General features: G+C 69.5%; 24 protein-coding genes. 14 read left to right on the top strand and 10 right to left on the bottom strand.

Features of this window, described 5'->3' with window-relative positions:
* Positions 1-18: 18 nt before the first annotated feature.
* Complete coding sequence (locus G5T42_RS06270; RefSeq protein ID WP_165126895.1) at positions 19-984, bottom strand: transketolase C-terminal domain-containing protein; 966 nt, start codon at positions 982-984, stop codon at positions 19-21.
* Positions 984-1,889 (bottom strand): transketolase, encoded by a 906-nt coding sequence (locus G5T42_RS06265; protein ID WP_165126893.1) that lies wholly within the window; start codon positions 1,887-1,889, stop codon positions 984-986. The genes G5T42_RS06270 and G5T42_RS06265 overlap by 1 nt, the downstream gene beginning before the upstream one ends.
* Positions 1,890-2,130: 241 nt before the next feature.
* Here G5T42_RS06265 and G5T42_RS06260 point away from each other — a divergent pair, with 241 nt between their 5' ends.
* The 6 genes from G5T42_RS06260 (at position 2,131) to G5T42_RS06235 (ending at position 8,527) form a co-directional block, all read left to right on the top strand.
* Positions 2,131-3,681: an aldehyde dehydrogenase family protein gene (locus G5T42_RS06260; protein ID WP_165126891.1), complete on the top strand. Its 1,551-nt coding sequence runs from the start codon at positions 2,131-2,133 to the stop codon at positions 3,679-3,681.
* Positions 3,682-3,763: 82 nt separating this feature from the next.
* The gene (locus tag G5T42_RS06255) at positions 3,764-4,294 is read left to right on the top strand and encodes a MarR family winged helix-turn-helix transcriptional regulator (RefSeq protein WP_165126889.1); all 531 of its coding nucleotides are present in this window, start codon (positions 3,764-3,766) and stop codon (positions 4,292-4,294) included.
* A 323-nt stretch (positions 4,295-4,617) separates the two neighbouring features.
* Positions 4,618-5,424 carry a methylenetetrahydrofolate reductase gene (locus tag G5T42_RS06250; RefSeq protein WP_241246055.1) on the top strand — a complete coding sequence of 269 codons (807 nt, stop codon included), beginning with the start codon at positions 4,618-4,620 and terminating at the stop codon, positions 5,422-5,424.
* A 14-nt stretch (positions 5,425-5,438) separates the two neighbouring features.
* Positions 5,439-6,323: a formyltetrahydrofolate deformylase gene (gene purU / locus G5T42_RS06245; protein WP_165126885.1), complete on the top strand. Its 885-nt coding sequence runs from the start codon at positions 5,439-5,441 to the stop codon at positions 6,321-6,323.
* Between the two features lie 57 nt (positions 6,324-6,380).
* The gene (locus G5T42_RS06240; protein WP_165126883.1) at positions 6,381-7,790 is read left to right on the top strand and encodes an aminomethyl transferase family protein; all 1,410 of its coding nucleotides are present in this window, start codon (positions 6,381-6,383) and stop codon (positions 7,788-7,790) included.
* 155 nt (positions 7,791-7,945) lie between these two features.
* A complete protein-coding gene (locus G5T42_RS06235; RefSeq protein ID WP_165126881.1) occupies positions 7,946-8,527 on the top strand; it encodes a PadR family transcriptional regulator in 582 nt (193 codons plus the stop codon).
* Here the strand turns inward: G5T42_RS06235 and G5T42_RS06230 are convergent.
* Entirely contained in the window at positions 8,524-9,444 is a 921-nt protein-coding gene (locus tag G5T42_RS06230) for a serine hydrolase (protein WP_241245983.1), read from the bottom strand. The two genes, G5T42_RS06235 and G5T42_RS06230, sit on opposite strands and share 4 nt — an antisense overlap.
* Before the next feature lie 152 nt (positions 9,445-9,596).
* Positions 9,597-11,561, bottom strand: coding sequence for a M13-type metalloendopeptidase (locus G5T42_RS06225; RefSeq protein ID WP_165126877.1), 1,965 nt, complete (start codon positions 11,559-11,561; stop codon positions 9,597-9,599).
* A gap of 43 nt (positions 11,562-11,604) precedes the next feature.
* Here G5T42_RS06225 and G5T42_RS06220 point away from each other — a divergent pair, with 43 nt between their 5' ends.
* Complete coding sequence (locus G5T42_RS06220; RefSeq protein WP_165126875.1) at positions 11,605-12,924, top strand: MATE family efflux transporter; 1,320 nt, start codon at positions 11,605-11,607, stop codon at positions 12,922-12,924.
* Between the two features lie 27 nt (positions 12,925-12,951).
* Here the strand turns inward: G5T42_RS06220 and G5T42_RS06215 are convergent, their stop codons facing one another.
* Positions 12,952-13,587 carry an RNA methyltransferase gene (locus tag G5T42_RS06215; RefSeq protein ID WP_165126873.1) on the bottom strand — a complete coding sequence of 212 codons (636 nt, stop codon included), beginning with the start codon at positions 13,585-13,587 and terminating at the stop codon, positions 12,952-12,954.
* 140 nt (positions 13,588-13,727) lie between these two features.
* On the opposite strand from G5T42_RS06215, the gene G5T42_RS06210 reads away from it, so the two are divergent.
* Positions 13,728-15,038 carry an Nramp family divalent metal transporter gene (locus tag G5T42_RS06210; RefSeq protein ID WP_165130109.1) on the top strand — a complete coding sequence of 437 codons (1,311 nt, stop codon included), beginning with the start codon at positions 13,728-13,730 and terminating at the stop codon, positions 15,036-15,038.
* Between the two features lie 49 nt (positions 15,039-15,087).
* On the top strand, positions 15,088-15,723 hold the full coding sequence (locus G5T42_RS06205) for a metal-dependent transcriptional regulator (RefSeq protein ID WP_165126871.1): 636 nt from the start codon (positions 15,088-15,090) through the stop codon (positions 15,721-15,723).
* A gap of 48 nt (positions 15,724-15,771) precedes the next feature.
* Here G5T42_RS06205 and G5T42_RS06200 read toward each other — a convergent pair whose 3' ends face one another.
* Complete coding sequence (locus G5T42_RS06200) at positions 15,772-16,716, bottom strand: SDR family NAD(P)-dependent oxidoreductase (protein ID WP_165126869.1); 945 nt, start codon at positions 16,714-16,716, stop codon at positions 15,772-15,774.
* A 43-nt stretch (positions 16,717-16,759) separates the two neighbouring features.
* Between G5T42_RS06200 and G5T42_RS06195 the strand changes: the two genes are divergently transcribed.
* The 3 genes from G5T42_RS06195 (at position 16,760) to G5T42_RS17875 (ending at position 18,418) form a co-directional block, all read left to right on the top strand.
* Positions 16,760-17,569: an HAD-IIA family hydrolase gene (locus tag G5T42_RS06195; protein WP_165126867.1), complete on the top strand. Its 810-nt coding sequence runs from the start codon at positions 16,760-16,762 to the stop codon at positions 17,567-17,569.
* A gap of 151 nt (positions 17,570-17,720) precedes the next feature.
* Complete coding sequence (locus G5T42_RS06190) at positions 17,721-18,296, top strand: YdeI/OmpD-associated family protein (protein ID WP_165126865.1); 576 nt, start codon at positions 17,721-17,723, stop codon at positions 18,294-18,296.
* Positions 18,296-18,418 (top strand): hypothetical protein, encoded by a 123-nt coding sequence (locus G5T42_RS17875; RefSeq protein WP_277601774.1) that lies wholly within the window; start codon positions 18,296-18,298, stop codon positions 18,416-18,418. Before G5T42_RS06190 ends, G5T42_RS17875 begins: the two co-directional genes overlap by 1 nt.
* Before the next feature lie 79 nt (positions 18,419-18,497).
* Here the strand turns inward: G5T42_RS17875 and pyrE are convergent, their stop codons facing one another.
* A complete protein-coding gene (gene pyrE / locus G5T42_RS06185) occupies positions 18,498-19,076 on the bottom strand; it encodes an orotate phosphoribosyltransferase (RefSeq protein ID WP_165126863.1) in 579 nt (192 codons plus the stop codon).
* Positions 19,077-19,217: 141 nt separating this feature from the next.
* Between pyrE and G5T42_RS06180 the strand changes: the two genes are divergently transcribed.
* Positions 19,218-20,774, top strand: a complete 1,557-nt coding sequence (locus G5T42_RS06180) for a Re/Si-specific NAD(P)(+) transhydrogenase subunit alpha (protein ID WP_165126861.1) — start codon at positions 19,218-19,220, stop codon at positions 20,772-20,774.
* Complete coding sequence (pntB, locus tag G5T42_RS06175) at positions 20,771-22,213, top strand: Re/Si-specific NAD(P)(+) transhydrogenase subunit beta (RefSeq protein WP_241245982.1); 1,443 nt, start codon at positions 20,771-20,773, stop codon at positions 22,211-22,213. Before G5T42_RS06180 ends, pntB begins: the two co-directional genes overlap by 4 nt.
* Before the next feature lie 73 nt (positions 22,214-22,286).
* On the opposite strand, the gene G5T42_RS06170 is transcribed toward pntB, so the two are convergent.
* The 3 genes from G5T42_RS06170 to G5T42_RS06160 form a co-directional block, all read right to left on the bottom strand.
* Positions 22,287-23,555: an ABC transporter permease gene (locus tag G5T42_RS06170; RefSeq protein ID WP_165126859.1), complete on the bottom strand. Its 1,269-nt coding sequence runs from the start codon at positions 23,553-23,555 to the stop codon at positions 22,287-22,289.
* Entirely contained in the window at positions 23,552-24,340 is a 789-nt protein-coding gene (locus G5T42_RS06165; RefSeq protein WP_165126857.1) for an ATP-binding cassette domain-containing protein, read from the bottom strand. Before G5T42_RS06165 ends, G5T42_RS06170 begins: the two co-directional genes overlap by 4 nt.
* A gap of 74 nt (positions 24,341-24,414) precedes the next feature.
* Positions 24,415-25,356, bottom strand: a complete 942-nt coding sequence (locus G5T42_RS06160; protein WP_241245981.1) for a substrate-binding domain-containing protein — start codon at positions 25,354-25,356, stop codon at positions 24,415-24,417.
* Positions 25,357-25,562: the final 206 nt, after the last annotated feature.

Raw genomic sequence — 25,562 nt, 5'->3', positions numbered from 1 at the left:
AGCGATGGGTTCGTGGGGCTAGACCTGCGTGGCGATGGCGTGCCGGAGCGCCGCGACGGTCGCCGCCAGCCCGTAGCCGTGCTTGTCGCGCAGCTCTTCGTCGTCGCCGAATCCCGCATAGACCTGCGGGATGCCGAGCCGCTCGAAGGACGTCAGACGGATACCGCGATCGGCCACGACGTCCGCGATCCGCGTCGCCAGTCCCCCGTAGGCGAGATGGTCCTCGAGCACGACGAAGCGCCCGCCCGTCTCCGCCGCCGACCGGACGATGATCTCCTCGTCGATGGGCTTAAGGGTGAACATGTCCACGACGCGGACGGAGCGGCCGTCCTTCGCGAGCTCGTCCGCCGCGTCGATCGCCTGGGCCACCGTCGTGCCGTGCGTGAAGATCGTGACGTCGGTGCCTTCGCGGGCGACGATGCCCTTGCCGATCTGCACGTCGTGCTGGCCGGGCTCGTAGAGCACCTTGTCCTTCTTGCCCACGGCGAGTCGGATGTAGATCGGCCCCTGCATCGTCATGGACTGCCGGATGACCTCCCCCACCATCAGCGGGTCGCCGATAGAGGTGACGGTCATGTTCGTCAGCGCGCACATGAGAGCGAGGTCTTCGACGGCGTAGTGCGTCGATCCGCCGTTCCCGACCAGTCCGCCGTGCGTGCCGATGATCTTGACGGGGAGGTTGGGGTAGCAGACGTCGGTGCGCACCTGCTCGAGCGCCCGCATGCTCAGGAACGGAAGCATCCCCGACACCACCGGGATGTTGCCGTCATAGGCGAGACCCGCCGCGATCCCGACCGAGACCTGCTCCGCCAGCCCGACGTCGAGGAAGCGCTCCGGGAACTTGTCGCGGAACTCGACGAGGGTCGCGCCGATGTCCGGCGTGATGACCCACAGGTTGTCGTATTCGTCGCCGAGTTCGGCCAGCGTCGTTCCGATGACGGAACGCGCCGACAGCATCTCTCCGAACGTGAACGTGACAGGCATCAGTCGTTCTCCTTCTCCGTGCCCGCACCGGGACGGGATGCCTCGGCCCGGGATGCGTCGAGCGCGGCCATCGCGCGCTCCAGGTCGGCGGCCCCCAGCGATCCGGCGTGCCAGGCGAGGTTGTGCTCCATGAAGTCGACGCCTTTGCCCTTGACCGTGTCGCAGATGACGACGGTCGGCAGATTGCTGTCCGTCGCGGGGAGCCCGTCGATCGCGGCGACCAGCTGACCCATGTCGTGCCCGTCGACCTCTACGACGTTCCACCCGAACGCACGCCATTTGTCGGGATACGGCTCGAACACCACCCGCTCCTCCGCGAAGCTCGTCATCAGCTGCCGGTTGCGGTCGATGAAGGCGACCAGGTTGCCCAGCTCGTTGCTGCGCGCGGCCATCGCCGCCTCCCACACCGAGCCCTCGCCGGTCTCTCCGTCACCCAGCAGAGTGACCACGCGGTGGTCGTCGCCGCGATGACGAGCGCTCAGCGCCATGCCCACCGCGAGCGGCAGCCCGTGGCCGAGCGAGCCGGTCGAGCACTCGACGCCCGGCAGCTGCACCTTGCACGGGTGCATCCCGTACGCGCTGTCGAGCTGTCCGTACGTGTCGACGATGCCCTCGTACGAGAAGAACCCCCGGATCGCCATCGCGATGTACATGCACACCGCGGCGTGCCCCTTCGAGAGCACGAACCGGTCCCGCTCGGGATTTGCGAGGTCGGTCGGATCCACCCGCAGGCCGTACTCGAACAGCGCGGTCAGGATGTCTGCGCACGAGAGGTCTCCGCCGATGTGCACGGCGCCTTCGTAGGTGCCGCACAGGTGCAGCAGCTTCGAGCGCAGCTCGTAGGCGAGCTCTTCGAGCTCTTCGACGCTGTGCCGCTCGCCGATGTCGAGGGTCTGCGTACTCATCTCATGCCTCCTCATTGAATGACACGGATGCCGGCTCCGACGCTTCACAGCGCGTCCCGCCGGCTTTCGTTTCCCGTCGTCTCCGCTGCTCTGCGGATCGATGCGAGCGACCGTAGCACGATCTTCTTTACAGGTAAACAGGAATGTACCTAAACTTGTTTATCTCGGCGGATAGGGATCAGTGCAAAGTGACCCGACTGCATCCGAGTCCGCAATGACGACACACAGAGAGGTGGTCGAGATGACTGATGTGGAGAACGCGGTGGTGAGCACGAATGCCGCGGATGGCCGGTCGGACACGGTGGTGGGTTCGCCGGTGGGTTCGGGGGTGCGGACGGGGTTGTTCATCGGTGGGGAGGAGCGGTTCACGCCGGAGGTGCTGCGGATCGCGGACCCGGGTAAGCCGGGCGTGGTGGTCGGTGAGGCGGCGTCGGCGTCGCCGGGTGATGTGTCGGACGCGGTGGCGGCGGCACGCTCGGCGTTCCCGGCGTGGGCGGCGTTGTCGGCGCAGGAGCGGGCCGGGATGATGGCGGACGCGATCGCGGGGATCGCGGAGGAGCGGGACGCGGATGCGGCGATCTTGTCGCAGGAGAACGGGAAGATCCGGTTCGAGTCCTGGGTGGATGCGCTGGTGTTCGAGATCCGGTGGGACCTGGCGCTGATGCTCGCCGACCAGGTCGACACCGGGCACACCCTGCCGGTGGTGCCCGGCGCGATCCCGGTGTCCACCGAGGTGTCGTATCAGCCGCTCGGGGTGGTCACGGTGATCGTGCCGTTCAACTGGCCGATCGCGATCCTCGGCGCGGCCCTCCCGCATGCGCTGCTGGCGGGGAACACCGCGATCGTCAAGCCGCCGCCGTCGGCGCCGCTGGCGACCACCCGGGTGGTGCAGCGGGTCGCCGCCAAGCTCCCGCCGGGGGTGCTGAACGTCGTGACCGGCCGGGACGAGAACATGGCCGCGCTGATCACCGATGTCGACAAGGTGTGCTTCACCGGGTCGGTGAACGGGGGCAAGCGGATCATGCAGATGGCGTCGCAGACCCTGACCCGGGTGACCCTGGAGCTCGGCGGGAACGACGCCGCGGTGATCCTGGACGACGCGATCCTGGACGACACCCACCTGGACCGGCTCTACGCGGCGATCTACGACACCACCGGGCAGATCTGCATGAACGCCAAACGCGTCTTCGTGCACCGCTCCCGCCTCGACGAGGTCGTCGAAGGGCTCGCCGCCCGGCTCGAGAAGGCGGTGATCGGGTACGGGCTGGACGAGGCGACCACGATGGGGCCGCTGCACCAAGCCGCGCAGAAAGCGTTCGTCGAGGACATCATCCAGGAAGCGAAGGATGCCGGCGCGGACGTCCGCGAATACGGCACCCTCCCCCAAGGCGACCTCGCCGGCGGGAACTTCCTGCGCCCCGCGATCATCGTCGACCCCGACCCGGGCCTGCGGGTCGTCACCCAGGAACAGTTCGGACCGGTCATCCCGATCCTCCCCTTCGATTCGGAAGACGACGCCGTCCGGCTCGCGAACGACACCTGGGGCGGCCTGTGCGGCTCGGTCTGGACCGCGTCGCCGGAATCCGCCACCCGGGTCGGGTCGCAGCTGGTCTGCGGCTACGTCTGGGTCAACGACCACGGCGCCACCCGCCTCGACCTGCGCGCCCCCTTCGGCGGCATGAAACAATCCGGCATCGGCCGCGAACAAGGCATCGAAGGCATCCGCGCCTTCCAAGACACCCGCGCCATCGCCACCATCGACCCCACCGCCCTCGCCCAGATGGCCCACTAGGGGCCGACCCAGCGGGATCCGGCCGTCATCGGCGGTCGGATCCCGCTCTGTCTGTCACACTCGTTGACACGGAAGGAGCGCTATGGCCAGCGGTGATGCACCGGTCAGCGTGCGCGGGGCCTTGGACGATCTCGTCACGGAGCCTCTGTCGCACATCATCGACCCCGAGAACTTCACCCCCCGCCTCTTGGCACTCCTCTCCAACGCCCTCGTGTGGCGAGAATCGCACGAGCTGCGTCGGCGCTTCGGGCTCGGCACGAACGACTGGCGCGTCATCTCGGCGCTCGCGATCCGCCCGGGCTCATCCGCGACCGAGGTCTCGGAGTTCATCGGCGTCAACAAGGCGGTCGTCTCCAAGAGCGTGTACACCCTCGTGGCGCGCACGCTCATCGTGCTCGTCGACGGGCCCCGCGGGTCGCGCCCGATGTATCTGACCGAGGCCGGCGCCCAGATGCACGAGGAGATGCTGCCCATCTCGGTGAGCGGGCAGGACATCATCCTCGAGGGCATCGAGCCCGCCGACGTGAACCGTCTCAACGCACTCCTGCGGCAGATGATCGAGCGGGTCCGCGACGCCCAGGGCGACGGCACCGCCGCCGACCTCGGCGACTAACCGCCCCCACCCACTGCGGCGCGTCGCACCCAGCGGGTGCCGTCACGACGGCCCCGGCATCCCGTTGCCGGTAACCGCACGCGACCGTAGCCGCGGCATCCGTCCAATGGAAGCCCCCTGCGCGACGCGCGCGCGGGCGCGCAGGATGGCGGGGAACCCTATCCGAATCACTATTGCCAGTACCTATGTCGATAGGTATTGTTTTACTCACCCCGCGGTGCAGAGACGCCCGCAAGAGGAAAGGACCTCGATCAGTGGCACGTACGACTCCCGCCCCGAACCGGCAGGCGGCACGCGAACTGGTCCGCGACTTCTCGCTCGAGATGACCGGCAAAGACGTCCCCGGCCTCGAAGAGGCCAAGCACGCGATCCCGCTCGGCACAAAGATCAACGTCACGTTCCTCGGCAACGAGGACCTCGAGATGCGGGTCGCCGCGGCGAAGGCCGTCAAAGACCTCGGGTTCGTCCCCGTCCCCCACATCTCCGCACGCCGCCTGTCGAGCCAGGACCAGCTCGAGGAGTTCCTCGGCCGGCTGCAGGAGGTCGGCGCGACGGAGCACGTCTTCTCGGTCGGCGGCGACCCGACCACCCCCGAGGGCCCGTACGAGGACTCGCTGTCGGTGATCCGGTCAGGACTTCTCTCGAAGTACGGCGTGCGCGAGGTGAGCATCGCGGGCTACCCCGAGGGCCACCCCGACATCAAGAGCGACGTGCTCTGGCGCCACCTCGAGGACAAGTCCGCCGCTCTGAAGGAGCAGGGGCTGGATGCCGTCATCCTGACGCAGTTCGCCTTCGACACCGATCCCGTCGTCGAGTGGATCAAGAGCGTCCGCGAGCGCGGCATCGGCAGCGAGATCCGGATCGGCACGCCTGGGCCGGCCGGCATCAAGCGACTACTCGGCTTCGCGCGCCGCTTCGGCGTCGGCGCCAACGCCATGATCGTGAAGAAGTACGGCTTCTCTCTCACGAACCTCCTGGGCACGGCCGGCCCCGACCAGTTCGTCACCGACCTGTCCAGCCTCCTGGCGCAGGAGCCCTCCGCGGGAAGTGTCAAACTGCACTTCTACACGTTCGGCGGGCTGCTCGCGACCTCGGAATGGGCGCGCGAATTCAGCGCCGCCCAGTCCTAGGAGGCGACCACCCGATGACCCTGCACAACGACACCTATCTCGATCAGGCGTGCCTCATCGTGCACGGGCCCGACCAGCCCGGGCTCGTCGCGGCCGTCACGGCGCTCGTGACGCGCAACAAGGGCAACATCGTCTCGCTCGACCAGTACTCCGACAATCCGCAGGGCGGCAACTTCTTCCAGCGGGTCGTCTTCCACCGCCCCGACCTGCAGGTGACCCTTCCCGAGATCGAGGCCGACATCGAGAAGACCCTCGAGCCGTACGGGATGGAGTGGCGGCTGACCGATCAGTCGATCCCGAAGCGCATGGCGATCCTCGCCTCGACGAGCGACCACTGCCTGCTCGAGCTGCTGTGGCGTCACCGCCGGGGCGAGCTGCCCGTGACGATCCCGATGGTCATCTCGAACCACACCAACACGGCCGAGGACGTGCGGTCGTTCGGCATCCCGTTCTTCCACGTCCCCTCGCAGGGACCCGACAAGTCCGCCGCGGAGGCGCGGATCCTCGAACTGCTCAAGGGCAACGTCGACTTCGTCGTCCTCGCCCGCTACATGCAGATCATCTCGGAGGAGTTCCTCGACGAGGTGGGCGTGCCGGTCATCAACATCCACCACTCGTTCCTGCCGGCCTTCATCGGCGCGGCCCCGTATCGCAAGGCGCACGAGCGCGGCGTCAAGCTGATCGGCGCGACGAGCCACTACGTCACGAAGGATCTCGACGAGGGCCCGATCATCGAGCAGGACGTCGCACGCGTCAACCACGCCATGTCGGCCGCCGACCTCCAGGCCCGGGGCGCCTACGTCGAGCGTGCCGTGCTCTCCCGCGCCGTGCAGTGGCACGCCCAGGACCGTGTCATCCGGCACGGCAACCACACGATCGTCTTCACCGACAGACCCTGACCGAATACCCCGGATCCCTCACCCCGAGGCATCCCGAACGAACAGAGAGGTTCACCCGTGGCCCGCAATCTGCAAGAGCTGCTCGACGAGAAGGGAAGCGCGGTCGAGCTGCTGCGCAACTCCCAGATCGGCTCGTACATCTACCCCGTCGTGCCCGCCGACTTCCAGAACTGGATCAAGGAGCAGAAGGCGTGGCGCGACACGGCCGTGCTGTACGACCAGTCGCACCACATGGACAACGTGTTCCTCAAGGGCTCCGACGCCATCAACCTCATCCGTGACACGGCCATCAACTCGGTCGAGGTCTTCCCGGTGAACCGCGCAAAGCAGTACGTCCCGACGACCGCGTCGGGCCACGTCATCGGCGACGGCATCCTCTTCCACGAGGCCGAGGACGAGTTCGTCTACGTGGGACGCGCTCCGGCATCCAATTGGCTCATGTACCACGGCGAGACCGGCGGCTATAAGAACCTCGACGTGCAGGTCGACCGCCGCTCGCCCTCGCGCCCCTACGGCGACGCGGTGAGCCGCAGGTACTACCGCTTCCAGATCCAGGGCCCGAACGCGTGGCAGGTCATCGAGAAGCTCAACAACGGACCGCTCGAGCAGCTGAAGTTCTTCGCCATGTCGACGATGCAGATCGAGGGCGCTCAGGTCCGGACGCTGCGTCACGGCATGGCCGGCGCCCCGGGGCTCGAGATCTGGGGTCCCTACGCCGACCACCACCGCGTTCGCGACGCGATCGTCGAGGCCGGCGCCGAGTTCGGCCTCGTCCCCGTCGGGTCGCGCGCGTACCCCTCGAACACGCTCGAGTCGGGCTGGATCCCGTCGCCGCTTCCCGCGATCTACACGGGCGCCGAGGAGCGCGGCTACCGCGAGTGGCTCCCGGCCGACAGCTACGAGGCCACCGGAACGCTCGCCGGCTCGTTCGTCAGCGACAACATCGAGGACTACTACCTCACCCCGTGGGAGCTCGGCTACGGCTCGTTCGTCAAGTTCGACCACGACTTCATCGGCCGCGACGCCCTCGAGAAGATCGACAAGGAGACGCAGCGCAAGAAGGTCACCCTCGCGTGGAACGCCGAGGACGTCACCAAGATCTTCGCGTCGCTCTTCGACACCGAGAACGAGAGCTACAAGTTCTTCGACCTGCCGCTCGCGAACTATGGCTCCGCGAACTACGACTCCGTGACGGATGCCGATGGCAGCGTCGTCGGCTACTCGATGTTCACGGGGTACAGCGCCAACGAGAAGCGCGCGCTGTCGCTCGCGACGGTCAACCCCGGCGTGCCCGAGGGCGCCGAGGTCACGGTCGTGTGGGGCGAGCCGAACGGCGGCAGCAAGAAGGCCTCGGTCGAACCGCACCGTCAGCTCCAGGTGCGCGCCGTCGTGAGCCCCGTGCCGTACTCGACCGTCGCCCGCCAGACCTACCAGGGCGGCTGGCGCACGCAGTACCAGAACGCCTGACCGCACCCCGGTCGTGAAGCGGAGGTCGCCAAGCGACCGCAGACGAAACGCCCCGGACCCACGCTCGAGCGTCGGTCGGGGGCGTTTCCTCTCGCTTCGCCCGCTCGACGACCGGAGGCTCGGGTACCGCTAGCCTCGAACGCGAGAGGAGTCCCATGAGTCTGCGCTACGCCCTGCTCGCCATCCTGCGGGTCGGCCCCCTGTCGGGCTACGACCTGCAGAAGCAGTTCCACCAGTCCGTGGGACACGTGTGGCACGCCCCCGACTCCCAGATCTATCCGGAGCTGCGCAAGATGGAGGCCGACGGCCTCGTCGAGGCCGAGGAGCAGACCCGGGGAGAGCGGGGCACCCGACGGCTCTATCACGTGACGGATGCCGGCAACGAGGCGTTCCTCGCCTGGATGGCCTCGCCCCTCGACTACCAGCGGGTCCGCGACCCCGCACATCTGCGTGCCGCCTACCTAGAGGCGGCCTCGCCCGAGGACGCCCGCCGGTTCCTCGAGGCGCACATCGCCGAGTGGGAGGGCGAGCTCGAGCAGTGGGAGGGCGAGCTCACCCACATCGAGGCGCTTTCCAACCCCATGCTCGTCCGGCGCCTGCAGGTGACCCCCGTCGAGGAGCGCGAGCGCACGATCGCCTACAAGCGCTTCGCGTACGAAGGCCTCGTCGATCGCGCACGCGGCGAGATCGAGTGGGCCCGGCGCGGACTGTCGCTCGTCGACCGGCTGTACCCCTAGAAGACGTACTCCATCAGGTCGACGCCCAGCGTGCGGAAGGCGTCATGGACGCGCAGCCGGTGCATGATCGACAGGTCGTCGAAGCACACGATCAGCGCGTACGACACCCCGGCCCGAGGGCCGGCGATGACCCCCGCCTCGACACGGATGCCGGCATCCCGGCCCGTCTTGTTGATGAAGAGCAGGCCGTGCTCGTCGTTCTCGTGGGCGAACGGGTCGAGCCCGGTGGCCGAGGCCACGAGCGAGAGGTCGTGGTTCAGGCTCAGCCATTCGGCGACCTGAGCGCTCACGCCGGGCGACACCGCCTGCGCGTTCACGAGCGCGGCGAACACCTCGGCCAGCTCGCGCGCCGAGCCGAGCGCGACGTGCGGCGCGTCATCCGGTCCTCGTTCGTCGCGGAAGCGGTCGAGCAGCGCCGCCCGTGAGAGCCCGAGGTCTTCGATGCGCGCGCGCACGGCCTCGAGCCCGACGCGTGCGATCAGGGCGTTGGCGGCGGTCGCGTCGCCCGTCGCCGCCGTCAGGACCGCGAGGTCGGCCAGCGGGAAGGCCGGCGCCTTCAGGTGCTGCCAGACGCCGCCGACGGCGACCGGCCCGACCGACGAACGATCGACGATCTCGAGAGGGTCCAGGGTGCCGGCCTCGAAGGCCGACGCCACCTCGATGAGCAGCGGCACGACGCCGAGCCCTGCGACGGGAAGGGTGACGAAGTCGTCGCCCGAGAGCACCGACGTGCCACGGTCGAGGTCGTTGACCCGTACGGAGATGCGCGCGCCGAAGGCGGCGAGCTCGTCGAGCGACTTCAGAGTCGATGTGAACGACCGGCGTCCGATGGCTGCCCTCTTCGGCAGTCTCCGATTGCTTCTTCTCGACCCCCGCAGCGAGTCAATGGCCCTTTCGGGCTCTGGGGGCGTGCCCACGAGGGCGTTTCCTTTCGGGGTGTTCGGGAAAACGGAAAGGGGGCGCCGCAAGGCGCTCGTGCTGTACATGGCCGTGCTGTTCTGTTGTGTTCGCTGGAAGTGCTTGCGTGCGCCGCTGACCGACCGGGTACCCGGTCAGCGGCGTGCTGGTGTCACCAGATCGTGACGCGTTCGTCCTCCGGCAGCCAGAGGGCGTCCGCGTCGGTCACACCGAAAGCATCGTAGAACGCGTCGATGTTCCGGACGATCTGATTGCACCGGAATTCGTTGGGCGAGTGCGGATCGATCGTGAGAAGGCGGATGGTCTCGGCATCCCGGCCCTTCTGCTGCCAGATCTGCGCCCAGCTCAGAAGCAGGCGCTGGATGCCGGTGAACCCGTCGATCTCGGGCGCTTCCGCGCCGCCGCGCGAGAGCTCGTACGCCTTGATCGCGATGCCGAGCCCGCCGAGGTCGCCGATGTTCTCGCCGATCGTGAGGGCGCCGTTCACCTTGTGCTCGTCCGAGAGCCCCTGCGGGACGAGCGCGCTGTACTGATCGATGAGGTTCTTCGTGCGCTCCTCGAACGCCGAGCGATCCTCGTCGGTCCACCAGTCGCGGAGCGATCCGTCGCCGTCGAAGCGGCTGCCCTGGTCGTCGAAGCCGTGCCCGATCTCGTGGCCGATGACGGCTCCGATGCCGCCGTAGTTGGCCGCGGCATCCCGGTCCACCTCGAAGAAGGGGTACTGCAGGATCGCGGCGGGGAACACGATCTCGTTCATGAGCGGGTTGTAGTACGCGTTGACCGTCTGCGGCGTCATGTACCACTCGTCGCGGTCGATCGGCTTGCCGACCTTGTCGAGCTGGCGGTCGTGCTCGAGCACGTGCGACCGCCCGACGTTGCCGACGAGGTCGGCAGGGTCGATCTCGAGTCCCGAGTAGTCCTTCCACTTGACCGGATATCCGATCTTCGGAGTGAAGGCGTCGAGCTTGGCGAGCGCGCGCTCGCGCGTCTCGGGGCTCATCCACTCGAGGTTCGAGATGCTCTGCCGGTACGCCTCGATGAGGTTCGCGACGAGCTCGTCCATCGCCTCCTTGGCGGCCGGCGGGAAGTGCCGCTCGACGTAGACCTTGCCGATCGCCTCGCCCATGGCGGCCTCGGCGAGACCGACACCCCGCTTCCAGCGGTCGCGGATGACCGGGACGCCCGTGAGCTGCGTGCCGTAGAACGAGAAGTTCTCGTCGACGAACTCGTCGGAGAGGAACGCGGCCCCGGCGTGCACGACCGAGAAGCGCAGCCACGCCTTCCAGTCCTCGAGGCGCTCCTCGGTCAGGAGCGACCCGAGACCCTCCAGGAAGCTCGGCTGGTAGACGACGACCTCCGCGAAGGCATCGGGATGCCCCGGCGCGACGCCGTCGAGCCAGGGCTGCAGGTCGACGCCGACGAGGTCCTGCACCTCGGCCCACGTCTTCAGGTTGTACGTCGCGACCGCGTCGCGGCTGCGGACGTTGTCCCAGTGGTGCTCGGCGAGCTCGGTCTCGAGCGTCGTGATGCGGTCGGCGGTCGCCGACGGCTCGTCGATGCCGGCGAGCTGGAGCATCCGCTCGACGTGCTCGCGGAACGCGATGCGCGTCTCGGCGAAGTTGTCGAGGCGGTAGTACGACTCGTCGGGCAGCGAGAGCCCGCCCTGCACGAGGAACGGCAGGTAGCGCGTGGGGTTGCCCGGGTCAGGCTCGACGTAGAGCGTCATCATGCCGCCCACGCCGTCGCGCTCGAACTCGCCGACCGTCCGCAGCAGCTCGGGGATCGACGAGACGGCGTCGACGCGCGCCAGCCGGTCGGCGAGCGGCTGCGCCCCGAGCTCGGCGATCTTCCCCGTGTCCATGAAGCTCGTGTACAGGTCGCCGATCTTGCGGGCTTCGGTGCCCTCGTCGGCCTGCTGCGACTCCTCGACGATCGCCCGGACGTCCTTCTCGGCCTGCTCGGCGATGAGGTGGAACGAGCCCCAGCGGGCCTTGTCCTCGGGAATCTCGGTGCGGTCGAGCCACGCGCCGTTGACGTGGCGGAAGAGGTCGTCCTGGGGGCGGATCTCAGGGCTCAGCTCAGTGAGCACGAGACCGGATCGGGGGCTCTCGGTCATTGGACCAGGATATGCGGTCGGCTTCGGGTTCTAGGCTCGTGGGATGGCCGCCGACACGCTGAATCGCGACATCCTGCGGCTCGCCGTGCCGGCTCTCGGGGCGCTCGTCGCCGAACCGCTCTTCCTGATCGTCGACGCGGCCCTGGTCGGCCACCTCGGCGTCGTGCCGCTCGCGGGCCTCGGGATCGCCTCGGCGGTGCTGCAGACGATCGTCGGGCTCATGGTCTTCCTCGCCTATTCGACGACCCCCGCCGTCGCGCGGCGCTTCGGCGCGGGCGACCCGACGAAGGCGGTGTCGGTCGGCATCGACGGCATGTGGCTCGCGCTCGGCCTGGGCGCGGGCCTCGCGCTGGCCGGCTTCGTCGCCACGCCGTTCCTGGTCGGGCTCTTCGGTGCGGCGCCCGAGGTCGCCGCGCAGGCCGAGGCCTACCTCGGCATCTCGATGTGGGGGCTTCCCGCCATGCTCGTCGTGTTCGCGGCGACGGGACTCCTCCGCGGCATGCAGGACACCGTGACGCCCCTGTGGATCGCAGGCCTCGGCTTCGCCGCCAACGCCCTGCTCAATTGGGCGTTCATCTACGGCCTCGGCTGGGGCATCTCGGGCTCGGCCGCCGGCACCGTCGTCGCGCAGTGGGGCATGGTCGCCGCCTATGTCGTGGTCGTCGGGCGTCTCGCGCGACGGCACGAGGCATCCGTCCGCCCCCAGCGCGAGGGCGTGCGGGGCTCGGCGCGGCTGGGAGGCTGGCTGTTCCTCCGCACGGTGTCGCTGCGGGTGGCGCTCCTCGCGACGGTCGTCGTCGCGACGGGCCTCGGCACCGCCGAGCTCGCCGGGTGGCAGGTCGCCTTCACGATCTTCTCGACCGCGGCCTTCGCGCTCGACGCGCTCGCGATCGCCGCGCAGGCGCTCATCGGCAAGGGGCTCGGAGCCGAAGACCCGGGGCTCGTGCACCGCGTGCTGGGGCGCACCGTGGCGTGGGGAGCCTGGTTCGGAGTGCTCGTGGGCGCTGTGATCGGCGTGCTGTCGGGTGTCATCGGCCTGCTCTTCACCGGCGACGCGGCCATCGCGGCGCTCATCCAGCCCGCCCTCATCGTGCTCGCCGTCGCGCAGCCCGTCTGCGGCATCGTGTTCGTGCTCGACGGAGTGCTCATCGGCGCGGGCGACGGCCGGTACCTCGCGATCGCGGGGCTCCTCAACCTCGTGCCCTTCGTGCCGGTCCTCGCCGTGCTCGCGTGGCTGCATCCCTCCGGCGCGGCCGGTCTCGCGTGGCTCTCGGTCGCGTTCTTCGGCGTCTACATGCTCGCTCGGCTCGCGACCCTCGGCTGGCGCGTGCGCGGCGCCGCGTGGATGACGGCCGGCGCCTGACCCGCGAGCACGCCCGACGCCCGGGGCTCAGGCCCAGCGGCGGCACCACTCGTACATCACGACGGCCGCAGCGGCGCTGGCGTTGATCGAACGCGTCGAGCCGTACTGCGTGATCTCGATGGTGCCGGATGCCTCGGCCAGCGCCTCGGGCGAGAGCCCGGGCCCTTCCTGACCGAACAGCAGCACGCAGCGCTCGGGCATCTCGGCGCGGTCGAGCGGCTGCGAGTCGCCCACGTTGTCGATCGCGAGGATCGGGAGGGACGCGGCATCCGCCCACTCGGCGAAAGCCGCGACATCCTCGTGATGTCGCACATGCTGGTAGCGGTCGGTCACCATCGCCCCCCGGCGGTTCCAGCGGCGCTTGCCGATGATGTGCACCTCGGCGGCGAGGAACGCGTTGGCGCTGCGCACGATCGAGCCGATGTTCATGTCGTGCTGCCAGTTCTCGATCGCGACATGGAACGGATGCCGCTTGCCGTCGAGATCCGCGACGATGGCGTCCATCGACCAGTACCGGTACTCGTCGACCACATTGCGAGTGTCGCCGTGAGCCAGCAGCTCGGGGTCGTACCGGGGGTCGTCCGGCCAGGCATCCGGTCCCCCAGGCCACGGCCCCACCCCGTACGGCAGCTGCGGCTCTGCGGACTCGGGCGCGTCGGTCACGCGCTCAGGCTAGCCGCCCCGACCATCCATCCCCCGGTCGTCGAGCGAGCGAAGCGAGACGAAACGTGCCGAACCCCGCGCAACCACGACACCCCATCCCCCAGGATCTGCGGTAAGTTTTCGGCATGCCGAAAACTGCGATGGAGCAGCAGCCCGTCAGCGCATCCGCGCGACGCGGCGGACTGCCCCGCGTCGCCTGGCTGATAGGACCCGCCCTCGTCGCGGGGGTCGCCTACCTCGACCCGGGCAACGTCGCGAGCAACATGACGGCCGGGGCCGTCTACGGCTACCTGCTCGTGTGGGTCGTCGTGCTGGGCAACGTCATGGCGTGGCTCATCCAGTACCTCTCGGCGAAGCTCGGCATCGTGACGGGCAAGAGCCTCCCCGAGACGCTCGGCGCCCGCATCGGCAACAAGTGGGGCCGCCGCGCCTACTGGCTCCAGGCCGAGCTCGTCGCGATGGCGACCGACATCGCCGAGGTCATCGGCGGCGCGGTCGCCCTCAACCTGCTCTTCGACATCCCGCTCCTCTGGGGCGGAGTCATCACGGGGACCGTCTCGATCGTCCTCCTCCTCGTGCAGTCGCGGCGCGGTCCGAAGACGTTCGAGTTCGTCGTGATCGGCCTCCTCGTCGTCATCGCGGTCGGCTTCACCTTCGGCGTGCTCGTCGCGCCCCCCGACCCGGCCGGCGTCGTCGCCGGGCTCGTGCCGCGGTTCGAGGACTCCGGATCGGTGCTGCTCGCGGCATCCATCCTCGGCGCGACGATCATGCCCCACGCGATCTACGCGCACAGCGCGCTCGCGCGCGACCGCTTCGCCCCTGCGGCTGCACCGCTCGGAGCGGCCGACCGCACCGACCCGTCCCTCCGGCCCGACCTCGCCGAGCTGCGCGGGATCCCGACCAGCCGACTGCTGCGCGCGACGCGGTGGGACGTCTCGATCGCGATGATCATCGCGGGCACGGTGAACCTCTGCATCCTGCTGCTGGCGGCCGCGAACCTCGCGGGCGTCCCCGGCACCGACTCGCTGGAAGGCGCGTACGCGGCCCTCTACGCGGGGCTCGGCCCGGCCGTCGCGACCCTGTTCGCCGTGGGCCTGCTCGCAAGCGGCCTCGCCTCGACCTCGGTGGGGGCGTATGCGGGAGCCGAGATCATGCACGGACTGCTGCACATCCGTGTGCCGCTGCTGGCACGGCGGCTCGTGACCCTCGTGCCGGCGCTCATCATCCTCGCCGTCGGGTTCGACCCCACGCTCGCCCTCGTGCTCAGCCAGGTGGTGCTCTCGTTCGGCATTCCGTTCGCGCTGATCCCGCTCGTCGCGCTGACGGCGAAGCGCGACGTGCTCGGCCGGTTCCGCAGCCATCCGGCGACGACGGCGGCGGGGATCGCGGCATCCGTCTTCCTCATCGCGCTCAACGCGACGCTCCTCTGGCTCGTCTTCACCGGCGCCTGAGCCCTGCCGCCCACCGGCGGCGACCCGACGGCCCGGGTAGCCTTTCCCCGTGCCGTCCCCCGCCGTCGACGATTACCTCAAGACGATCTACCACCACACCGAGTGGCAGGCCGACCGCATCACGCCGTCGCAGCTGGCGGCCGAGCTCGGCCTCGCTCCCTCGAGCGTCACCGAGATGGTGCAGAAGCTCGCGGCTCAGGGACTCGTGACCCACCGCCCGTACGGACCCATCGCCCTGAGCGCGGCGGGCGAGCGCCGCGCCGCCGCCATCATCCGCCGGCACCGGCTCATCGAGACCTGGCTCGTGCGCGAGTTCGGCTACGGGTGGGACGAGGTGCACGACGAGGCAGAGGTGCTCGAGCACTCCATCAGCGACCGCCTGCTCGAGGGCATCGACGAGCGGCTCGGGCGTCCGACCCATGATCCCCACGGCGACGCGATCCCGGATGCCTCGGGCCACGTGCACCGCGAGCCGTTCATCCTCCTCGGCGCGGCGGCGGCCGGGCACTCCGGCCGCATCCTGCGCGTGAGCGATCGCGACCCCGAGCTCCTGCGCTCGATCGAGACCGCAGGTGTCGCCGTCGGCGCCCAGGCGACGGTGCGGGATGCCGCGACCCTCCGCATCGATGGTGCCGACGTCGCGCTGCCCGCCGGAGCCGCATCGGCGGTGTGGCTCAGCGCCTGACGGACGGGTCCGGGGCGCACGCTCCTCCGGCGGCTGCCGAGGCATCCGTCACATCCGCGCTGCCTTGGCGAACGGCCAGCGCACGCGCGTCGAGTCCTCCGCGAGCTGCCAGATGCGCTCTGCGATGTCGGAGCTCCGCACGATGCGCGAGGGCTTCGCGACGACGGGCGCACCGCGGGTGCCCCGGCGCGGTCCGACGAAGGAGCCGCCCTCGATCTCGCGGTCGACGAGGGCCCGCACGAGGGGCCAGGCGCCGTGCTCCTTCGACTGCGCGAAGCCGGCCTGCAGGTTGTCGACGAACCTCGTCATGCGCGACGGCTCGTTGACGCCCCGGATCCCCGCCGTCCGACCGCTCGTGGAGTACCCGGGATGCGCCACGAGGCTCGCGACGTCGACGTCCGCCGCCCGCAGGCGCCGATCGGCCTCGAAGCCGAGGACGCTCGTCGCCACCTTGGACTGCACATACGCCCGCCACGGGGTGTAGGTGTCGACGAGCTGCGGGTCGACGGGATCGAACGGGCTGATCGTCGTGGACATGCTGCCGAGCCACACCATGCGACCGGATGCCGCGGCCAGCGTCGTGAGCAGCTCGCCGGCGAGCGCGTAATGGCCGAGGGCGTTGGTCGCCAGCACGAGCTCGTTGCCGTCCTGCGTCTGCTCCCGCTCCTTGGGCGGGTGCACGATGCCGGCGTTGAGGAGCAGGCCGTCGAGACCCCCGCGCCAGCGGACGGTCGCGGCCGCCGCGCGCACCGAGCCGAGGTTGCTCGTGTCGATGAGGAGGCTCTCGACCGAGGCATCCGGCACCCGGCGCAGAAGCGCCTTCCGCGCGGCCGAGAGGCGGTTCGGGTGCCGACCCGTCATGAAGACGTGGGCCCCCGCCGCCGTGAGCTGCTCGGTCGAGAAATAGCCGAGGCCCGCGTTGGAACCGGTCACGAGGTACGTGCGTCCATGCAGGTCGGGAAGGTGCTGGGGATCCCAGTCGGGTCGGGCCACGGCTTCGAGATTACGACGCGGGGCCGCCGGATAGGCTGGGCCCATGCGGACACGCGCCGACATCGAGTGCTGGCTCACCGACATGGACGGCGTCCTCGTCCACGAGAACCGTCCGATCCCGGGGGCGAGCGAGCTCCTCGCCCAGTGGCGCGACAGCGGGACGCCCTTCCTGGTGCTGACGAACAACCCGATCTTCACGCCCCGCGACTTGAGTGCCCGGCTGCGCCGCTCGGGGCTCGACGTGCCCGAAGAGAGCATCTGGACCTCGGCGCTCGCGACGGCGGACTTCCTGCGGTCGCAGCTGCCGGGCGGCACCGCCTTCGTGATCGGTGAGGCGGGTCTCACGACGGCGCTCCATGAGGCCGGGTACATCATCACCGAGTCCCAGCCCGACTACGTCGTCGTGGGCGAGACGCGGCAGTACTCGTTCGAGGCCATCACGAAGGCGATCCGCTTCATCAACGCGGGCGCCCGCTTCATCGTGACGAATCCGGATGCCACGGGCCCGACTCCGACGGGCGTCGTGCCCGCGACGGGGTCGTTCGCGGCGCTCATCACGAAGGCGACGGGCAAGGAGCCCTACGTCGTCGGCAAGCCGAACCCGATGATGTTCCGCTCGGCGCTCAACCGCATCGGCGCGCACTCCGAGACGACCGGCATGATCGGCGACCGCATGGACACCGACGTCGTCGCCGGCATCGAGGCGGGCCTGCACACGATCCTCGTGCTGACCGGCATCAGCAACCCGGCCGAGATCGAGCGCTACCCCTTCCGGCCCGACGAGGTGCTCGACTCGGTGGCCGACCTCGTGCTGCCCGACCCCGTCGAGACCGAGCTGCCCGAGCTGCTCTAGCCGCGGCATCCTGTCCCCCGTGACCGGCGCTTCTCCCGGTTTGGGGCGGAATCCGTCGCGTCGGCGTGGCGTGTCGCGGCGTGTCACGACCGGAATCCGCCCCAAAACCCGGGGACGACGGGATGTCGCGGGCTCGCGGTAGGGTCGCGGCATGGGTGCGCTCGACGACGGCGAGAGGGTCGTGGCGACGGATGCCTCGGCCTGGCGCGCGTGGCTCGAAGCCAACCACGCGACGTCGAGAGGCGTCTGGCTCGTGCGGCCGCGTCCGGGCTCCGGTCTCGTGCTGATCGAGTACGAGGACGCCATCATGCAGGCGCTGTGCTTCGGCTGGATCGACGGGCCCGTGCGCACGTTCGACGAGCAGACGAGCGGTCTGTGGTTCGCGCCGCGGCGGGCATCGAGCGGCTGGGCCGCGACGAACAAGGCGCGGCTCGAGATCCTCGAGCGCGAGGGACTCATGGCGCCCCCCGGCATCAGAGCGGTCGAGGTCGCGAAGGCGAACGGGTCGTGGACGATCCTCGACAACGCCGAGGCGATGCGCGAGCCCGACGACCTCGCTGCAGCGCTCGACGCCGACCCCGTCGCGCGCGAGAAGTGGGACGCCTTCCCGCCGTCGAGCCGCAAGTTCGGCATCGCCGGAGTGGATGCCGCGCGCCGGGCCGACACGCGCGCTGCGCGCATCGCGAAGATCGTGGCGGACGCCGCCGAGGGGAAGAGGCCGAACTGATGGATGTCGAGCAGGCGCTGCTCTACGGGGTGACGATCATCGCCCTCGCCGGCACCCTGATCGTCTTCGTCGTGCAGCTGGTCCGCATGAACCGCCGCGACAAGGACGGCGACGGGGACTGACGACCCCGCACGTCCGGGCCGTTTCGTCTGCGGGCGCTGCGCGCCCTCCGCTCAACGACCGGAGACCCCCGACCCCCGGCTACTGCGGGTCGAGCCCGAGGTCGTCGAGGTCGATCGCGGCGAGCCACTGGAGACCCTCGGCCTCGACGGCGGCCTGGGCGCCGGTCTTGCGGTCGACGATCACGGCCACCGCGACCGGATCGGCGCCCTCGCGGCGCAGCGCCTCGACCGCCTTGAGCGCCGACTGGCCCGTGGTCGAGGTGTCTTCGACGACGACGACGCGCTTGCCCGCGACATCCGCCCCCTCCACCTGCCGGCCGCGACCGTGATCCTTCGGCTCTTTGCGCACGACGAAGGCGTCGAGGGGGGTCGTCGTCCGCGCGGACTCGTGCATGACGGCGTTCGCGATGGGGTCGGCACCGAGCGTGAGACCTCCCACGGCGACGATGCCCTCGACATCGCGGATGAGGTCGAGCATGATCCGCCCGATCGCCGGTGCGGCGCGGTGGTCGAGCGTGAGCTTGCGCATGTCGACGTAGTACGTCGCCTTCTTGCCGCTCGAAAGGGTGAAGTCGCCGTGGAACACCGCCTCGGCCTTGATGAGGGCGATGAGGTTCTGGCGGTCGAGCTCGAGGTCGGCTGTCGAGGCGGCGGTCATACGCCGAGCGTATCGAAACAGCTTCGTGAGCGTTCGGACGGTCCAGGATGCCGTGACGCCTCCTAGAGTCGGAGGAAGTGCGCCCTCGCAGCCCGGCTTCCGCCGCTGCGGCGGCTTTCGGATGCGAGCACAGGAGCCTGGATGACCCGGATCGGCATCGTCGCTGAACAGCCCGGCGAGAATCGCGTCGCCGCCACCCCCATCACGGTGGGCAAGCTGCGCGGGCTCGGCTACGAGGTCGTCGTCGAGAGCGGTGCGGGCGAGGCATCCGCGTTCCCCGACTCCGCCTTCGAAGAGGCCGGCGCCGCGATCGTCGACCGTGCGACGGCATGGTCGGCGCCGATCGTGCTGAAGGTGGACCCGCCCCTGCCCGACGAGGTCGCGCTGCTCGCCGACGGGGCGACGCTCATCGGGCTTCTGAGCCCGGCGCTCCGCCCCGAGGTGCGCGAGTCGCTCGAGACCCGCGGCATCACGGCGCTCGCCCTCGATGCCGTGCCCCGCATCTCCCGTGCGCAGTCGATGGACGTCCTCAGCTCGATGGCGAACATCTCGGGCTACCGCGCCGTGGTCGAGGCCGCCCACGAGTTCGGCCGGTTCTTCACGGGACAGGTCACGGCTGCCGGCAAGGTGCCGCCGGCGAAGGTGCTCGTCGCCGGCGCGGGCGTCGCGGGGCTCGCGGCGATCGGCGCCGCGTCGAGTCTCGGCGCGATCGTGCGGGCGACCGACCCGCGCCCGGAGGTCGCCGACCAGGTGCGCTCGATCGGCGGACAGTACCTCCCGGTCGAGGTCGACGAGCAGATGCGGTCGAACGACGGATACGCGAAGGCCACGAGCGAGGCGTACGACCGGGCGGCCGCCGACCTCTACTCGGCACAGGCGCGCGACGTCGACATCATCATCACGACGGCGCTGATACCCGGTCGCCCCGCGCCGCGCCTTCTCACGGGAGCGGATGTCGCGGCCATGCGCCCCGGAAGCGTCATCGTCGACATGGCCGCCGCCCAGGGCGGCAACGTCGAGGGCTCCGTCGCCGGCGAGCGCGTCGTGACCGACAACGGCGTCGTGATCCTCGGGTACACCGATCTGGCCGGGCGCCTGCCGACGCAGGCCTCTCAGCTCTACGGCACGAACCTCCTGAACCTCGTCAAGCTCCTGACGCCCGGCAAGGACGGCCGGCTCGTCCTCGACTTCGACGACGTCGTGCAGCGCTCGATCACCGTCGTCCGCGACGGGGAGTCCACGTGGCCGCCGCCGCCCGTGGCGGTGTCCGCGGCCCCCCAGCCGCACGCGACGGCCGCGGCATCCGTCGTCGCCACCCCCGCGCCGACGCCCCGGAGAGCGATGTCGGCGGCTGCGCGAACGGGGCTCATCGCGCTCGGCATCGGCGCGCTCTTCCTCGTCGCCGCCGTCGCACCCGACCCACTCCCCCAGCACTTCACGGTCCTCATGCTGTCGGTCGTCGTGGGGTTCTACGTGATCGGGCACGTGCACCACGCGCTGCACACGCCCCTCATGAGCGTCACCAACGCCATCTCGGGCATCATCGTCGTCGGCGCGATGCTGCAGCTGGCTTCACCCTTCCTCCTCGTCCAGGTGCTCGCGGCGATCGCGGTGCTCCTGGCGAGCATCAACATCTTCGGCGGCTTCTCGGTCACGCGGCGAATGCTCGCGATGTTCCAGAAGGGCGGCAGCCGGTGATCGCGCTCGCCGGCACGGCCGCCTATGCGCCGGCTCCGTCGGTCGCGGAATCGGTCGCGAGCGCTGCGTACATCGTCGCGGCTCTTCTGTTCATCCTCGCCCTGGCGGGACTCAGCAAGCACGACACCGCGCGCCGCGGGGTCGTCTACGGGATCGCGGGCATGACGATCGCGCTCCTCGCGACGGCATGGATCACCGTGCAGGACCTGTGGGGACAGCCGCAGGCGTCCACGGGGCTGCTCCTCCTCGTCGTCGCGGTGCTCGCCGGCGGCGGGATCGGCCTGTGGCGAGCGCGCCGCGTCGAGATGACCGGGATGCCGGAGCTCATCGCCCTGTTCCACAGCTTCGTCGGTCTCGCCGCCGTGCTCGTCGGCTGGAACGGCGCCGCCTCGACCGCCGAAGTCCCGCCCGACCTGGTCGGCGTCCACAACGCCGAGGTCTTCATCGGCGTCTTCATCGGCGCGGTGACCTTCACGGGGTCGATCGTCGCGTTCCTCAAGCTGTCGGGGCGGATGTCGTCGAAGCCCCTCATGCTCCCCGGCAAGAACATGCTCAACGTCGGGGCGCTCGTCCTCTTCGTCGCGCTCACGGTCTGGTACGTCATCACGCCCGAGCTGTGGCTCCTCGTCGCCGTGACGCTGCTCGCCCTCGCGCTCGGGTGGCATCTCGTCGCATCGATCGGCGGGGGCGACATGCCCGTCGTCGTGTCGATGCTCAACAGCTACTCGGGCTGGGCGGCGGCCGCCGCGGGATTCCTGCTCGACAACGACCTGCTCATCGTGACGGGTGCCCTCGTCGGCTCGTCGGGTGCCTACCTCAGCTACATCATGTGCAAGGCGATGAACCGGTCGTTCCTGTCAGTCATCGCGGGCGGCTTCGGCATCGAGGCCACGCGCTCGTCGGACGAGGAGGACGGCGAGTACCGAGAGATCGATGCGGAGTCGGTGGCCGAGCTCCTCGGCTCCGCCTCGAGCGTCGTCATCACGCCGGGGTACGGCATGGCCGTCGCCCAGGCGCAGTACCCCGTCGCAGAGCTCGCGTCGCGACTGCGCGAGCGCGGCGTCGACGTGCGGTTCGGCATCCATCCCGTCGCCGGCCGCCTGCCCGGACACATGAACGTGCTCCTGGCTGAGGCCAAGGTGCCGTACGACATCGTGCTCGAGATGGACGAGATCAACGACGACTTCGCCGATACGTCGGTCGTGCTCGTCATCGGTGCGAACGACACCGTCAATCCGGCCGCCGCCGAGGATCCGGCCTCTCCCATCGCCGGCATGCCGGTGCTGCGGGTGTGGAACGCCGAGAACGTCGTCGTCTTCAAGCGCTCGATGGCGTCGGGATACGCGGGCGTGCAGAACCCGCTGTTCTTCCGCGACAACGCCCAGATGCTCTTCGGCGACGCGAAGGACCGTGTCGAAGACATCCTCCGCGCGCTCTGACGCGGAGATCGCCCGGCGCAAAGAAGGGGAGCCCGGCCGTCCGGCCGGGCTCCCGTGCTGACGGTCGGGCCCGTCAGGTGCGCACGCCGTTGCCGCGCAGGCGCGACAGGGCGTCGACGGTCGCGGCGAGGATCAGCACCGCGCCGGTGACCATGAGGTTGATGCCGGCGCCGAGATTCAGCAGACCCAGGCCGTTGGTGATGACCGCGATGACGAGCGCGCCGATCGCGGCGTGCATGAGGCGTCCCTTCCCGCCGAAGAGGCTGACGCCGCCGACGACGGCCGCCGCGACACCGCTCAGCACGATGTCGCGTCCCACTGTCGCGTCGACCGAACCGACGCGCGAGACGCTGAACAGCGCCGACACGACGGCGAGGCTCGAGCAGATCACGAACGCCCACCACTTGATCCAGCGGACCTTCACGCCCGAACGACGCGCGGCCTCGGCGTTGCCGCCGATCGCGTAGACGTAGCGGCCGAACTTGGTGCGGTCGAGCAGGAACGTGCCGAGCCACAGGATGACGAGCACGATCGGCACGATGATCGGCACCCCCTCGACCGCGATGATCGACTGGCCACGGTTCTGGTTGAGGATGTAGACCACGATGCCGCCGATGATGGCGATGGCCGCGAGCTTCACCCAGACGAGCGTGATCGTGCGGTTGGGAACCCCGGCGCGGCGGCGGCGCGCGCGATCCCAGAACGACATGGCCGCCGAGACGAGGAGGATGATGACGAGCATCGTCCACCCGGCCCACGGCGGAAGGTTGCCGTTCTGCAGAGCGATGAGCTCCGGCACCTCCAGCCGGAAGAGCCCGCCCGACCCGATGATGAGCAGTGCGAGGCCCTGGTAGCCGAGGAACAGGCCCAGCGTCACGACGAAGGATGGAATCCCCACCCTCGCGACGAAGAAGCCGATCAGGGCGCCCGTCGCGATGCCGAAGACGAAGCCGATGATCAGCGCGATGGGCCACGGAATGCCGAACTGCGCGTTGAGCACGACGAACAGCGCCATCGCGACACCGCCCGTGACACCCGCGGACAGGTCGATCTCGCCGAGCAGGAGGACGAAGACGAGCGCCATCGCCAGCATGACGAGCGTCGCCGCCTGATTGAGGAGGTTCGCGAAGTTCCGCTCGGTGAGGAAGAACGGGCTCAGCGAAGCGAAGAGGAGCGTCAGGACGACGAGTCCGCCGATCGCGGGGAGGGCGCCCATGTCGCCCGACCGGACGCGCTGCCACCAGGCGCGCAGCTGGTCGCCCAGCCCACCCTCGACCCCGCTTCCGATGAGGTCGCCGGCGACCGGGTCGGGACCGGCCTCGGTCGTGGTGCTCGCGGTCATGCCGCACCCCCGTTGGTGTCGATGTTCGTCGTGCCGATGAGCTCGACGCCCATCGTCTTCGTGCCGGTGATGTAGCCGACCACGTCGTCGCGGTTGGTGTCCTTCGTGTCGATCTGCGCGACCATCTGCCCGAGGTAGAGCACGGCGATGTCGTCGGCGACGGCGAAGACGTCGGCCAGGTTGTGGCTGATGAGGACCACGGCGACGTTCTGCTCGGCCAGGCGCTCCACGAGGTGGAGGACCTGCTCGGTCTGGGCGACGCCGAGCGCGGCCGTCGGCTCGTCGAGGATCACGACGCGAGCCTTCTTGAGCACCGCGCGGGCGATCGCGACGGTCTGCCGCTGGCCGCCTGACAGGCTCGACACCTTCTGGCGCACGGACTTGACCGTGCGGACGGACAGCGACCGCAGGGTGTCGGACGCCTCCTTCTCCATGCGTCCCTCGTCGAAGGTGCCGACGGACAGCTCCTCGCGGCCGAGGAACATGTTCTGGACGATGTCGAGGTTGTCGCACAGCGCGAGGTCCTGGTAGACGACCTCGATGCCGAGGGCCGCCGCCTCGCGCGGCGTGTGCAGCGGGCGGTGCTCGCCGTCGACGAGGACCTCTCCCTCGTCGTAGGGCTGCACACCGGCGAGGCCCTTGATGAGCGTCGACTTTCCCGCTCCGTTGTCACCGACGAGGGCGGTGACCTTCCCCGGGTAGACCTTGAGGTCCACGCCCTTGAGCACACTCACGGGGCCGAATGACTTCTTCACGCCCCGAAGTTCGATGATGGGTTCTGACATGCTCGCTTCCTTGCGGTGTGATCAGACGGATAAGGGGCGCCACGACGCTGTCGTGGCGCCCCTCGGTGCCGAAGTTACTCCGTCACGCCGTACTCGTCGCACTTGGCCTTGACATCGGCCGTGCAGACCTCGCTGTACTTCGCGTCGCCCGCTGCGATGACGTCCTTGACCTTGTCGGGCCCGACGAGGATCGGGGTGACCTGGATGTAGGGCGTGCCATCGTCGAGCTTGGCCTGCGCGTCGACCTTCTCGCCCTTCAGGAGCGCGACTGCCGTCTCGACGGCCGCGGTCGCCTCGTCCTTGACGGGCTTGTAGACCGTGGCGGTCTGCCAGCCGAGCAGGATGTTCTGCAGGCCCGCGACGTTCGCGTCCTGACCCGACACGGCCACGCCGGTCAGGTTGTTGTCCTGCAGCACCTTGATGACACCGGCGGCGTTGGTGTCGTTCGCGACCCACACGCCGTCGACCTTGCCGCCCAGGCCGGTGAGGGCCTGCTCGAAGTTGGTCTGCGACTTGGCCTGGTCCCAGACCCCCGGGGGCTCGGCCGCGGGCTTGATGCCGGCCTCTTCCATGACCTTGACGGCGCCGTCGTGGAACATCTTGGCGTTGCCGTCGGTCGGGTCGCCGCCCATGTAGACGACGGTCGCGGTCGCCGGGTCCTTGCCGGCGGCCTTGAGCCCGTCGAGGACCGTCTGACCCTCGAGCTCGCCGACCTTGGTGTTGTCGAACGACACGTAGTAGTCGGCGCCAGTGAACGGACGGTCGTAGGCGATGACGGGGATGCCCTCGCCCTTGGCCTTGGCGGCGACGCCCTCGGCGGCACCCTGGTAGTCGACGAGCAGCATCACGCCGCAGCCCTTCGTGAGCTGCTGGTCGGCGATCGTCGCGTACTTGTTGACGTCACCCTGGGCGTTCTGGATGTCGGCCTCGAAGCCGGCGTCCTTCAGGCCCTCTTCGAGGTACTTGTGGTCGAAGTTCTCCCAGCGGGGCGACGAGGCCGCGTCGGGGAGGATCACGCAGGCGCGGCCACCGGCGGCGTCGCCGCCACCGCTTGCGTCACCGGTCGGGGTCCCTCCGCCGGAGCTGGAACACCCCGCCAGAAGGGCCACAGCCGCACCACCGAGTGCAACCGTGGCGAGAAGTGATGACTTCCTCATCATTCGCCTTTCGTCGTTGAATTTGCGAGCGCGCCATCGCGGGCTTTCGCGCTTGATGCGATCAT

The organism is Microbacterium sp. 4R-513, from assembly GCF_011046485.1.
Classification (GTDB): domain Bacteria; phylum Actinomycetota; class Actinomycetes; order Actinomycetales; family Microbacteriaceae; genus Microbacterium.
Note: the sequence above shows the minus strand (reverse complement) of the source record. Positions and strands in the feature narration are given on the sequence as shown.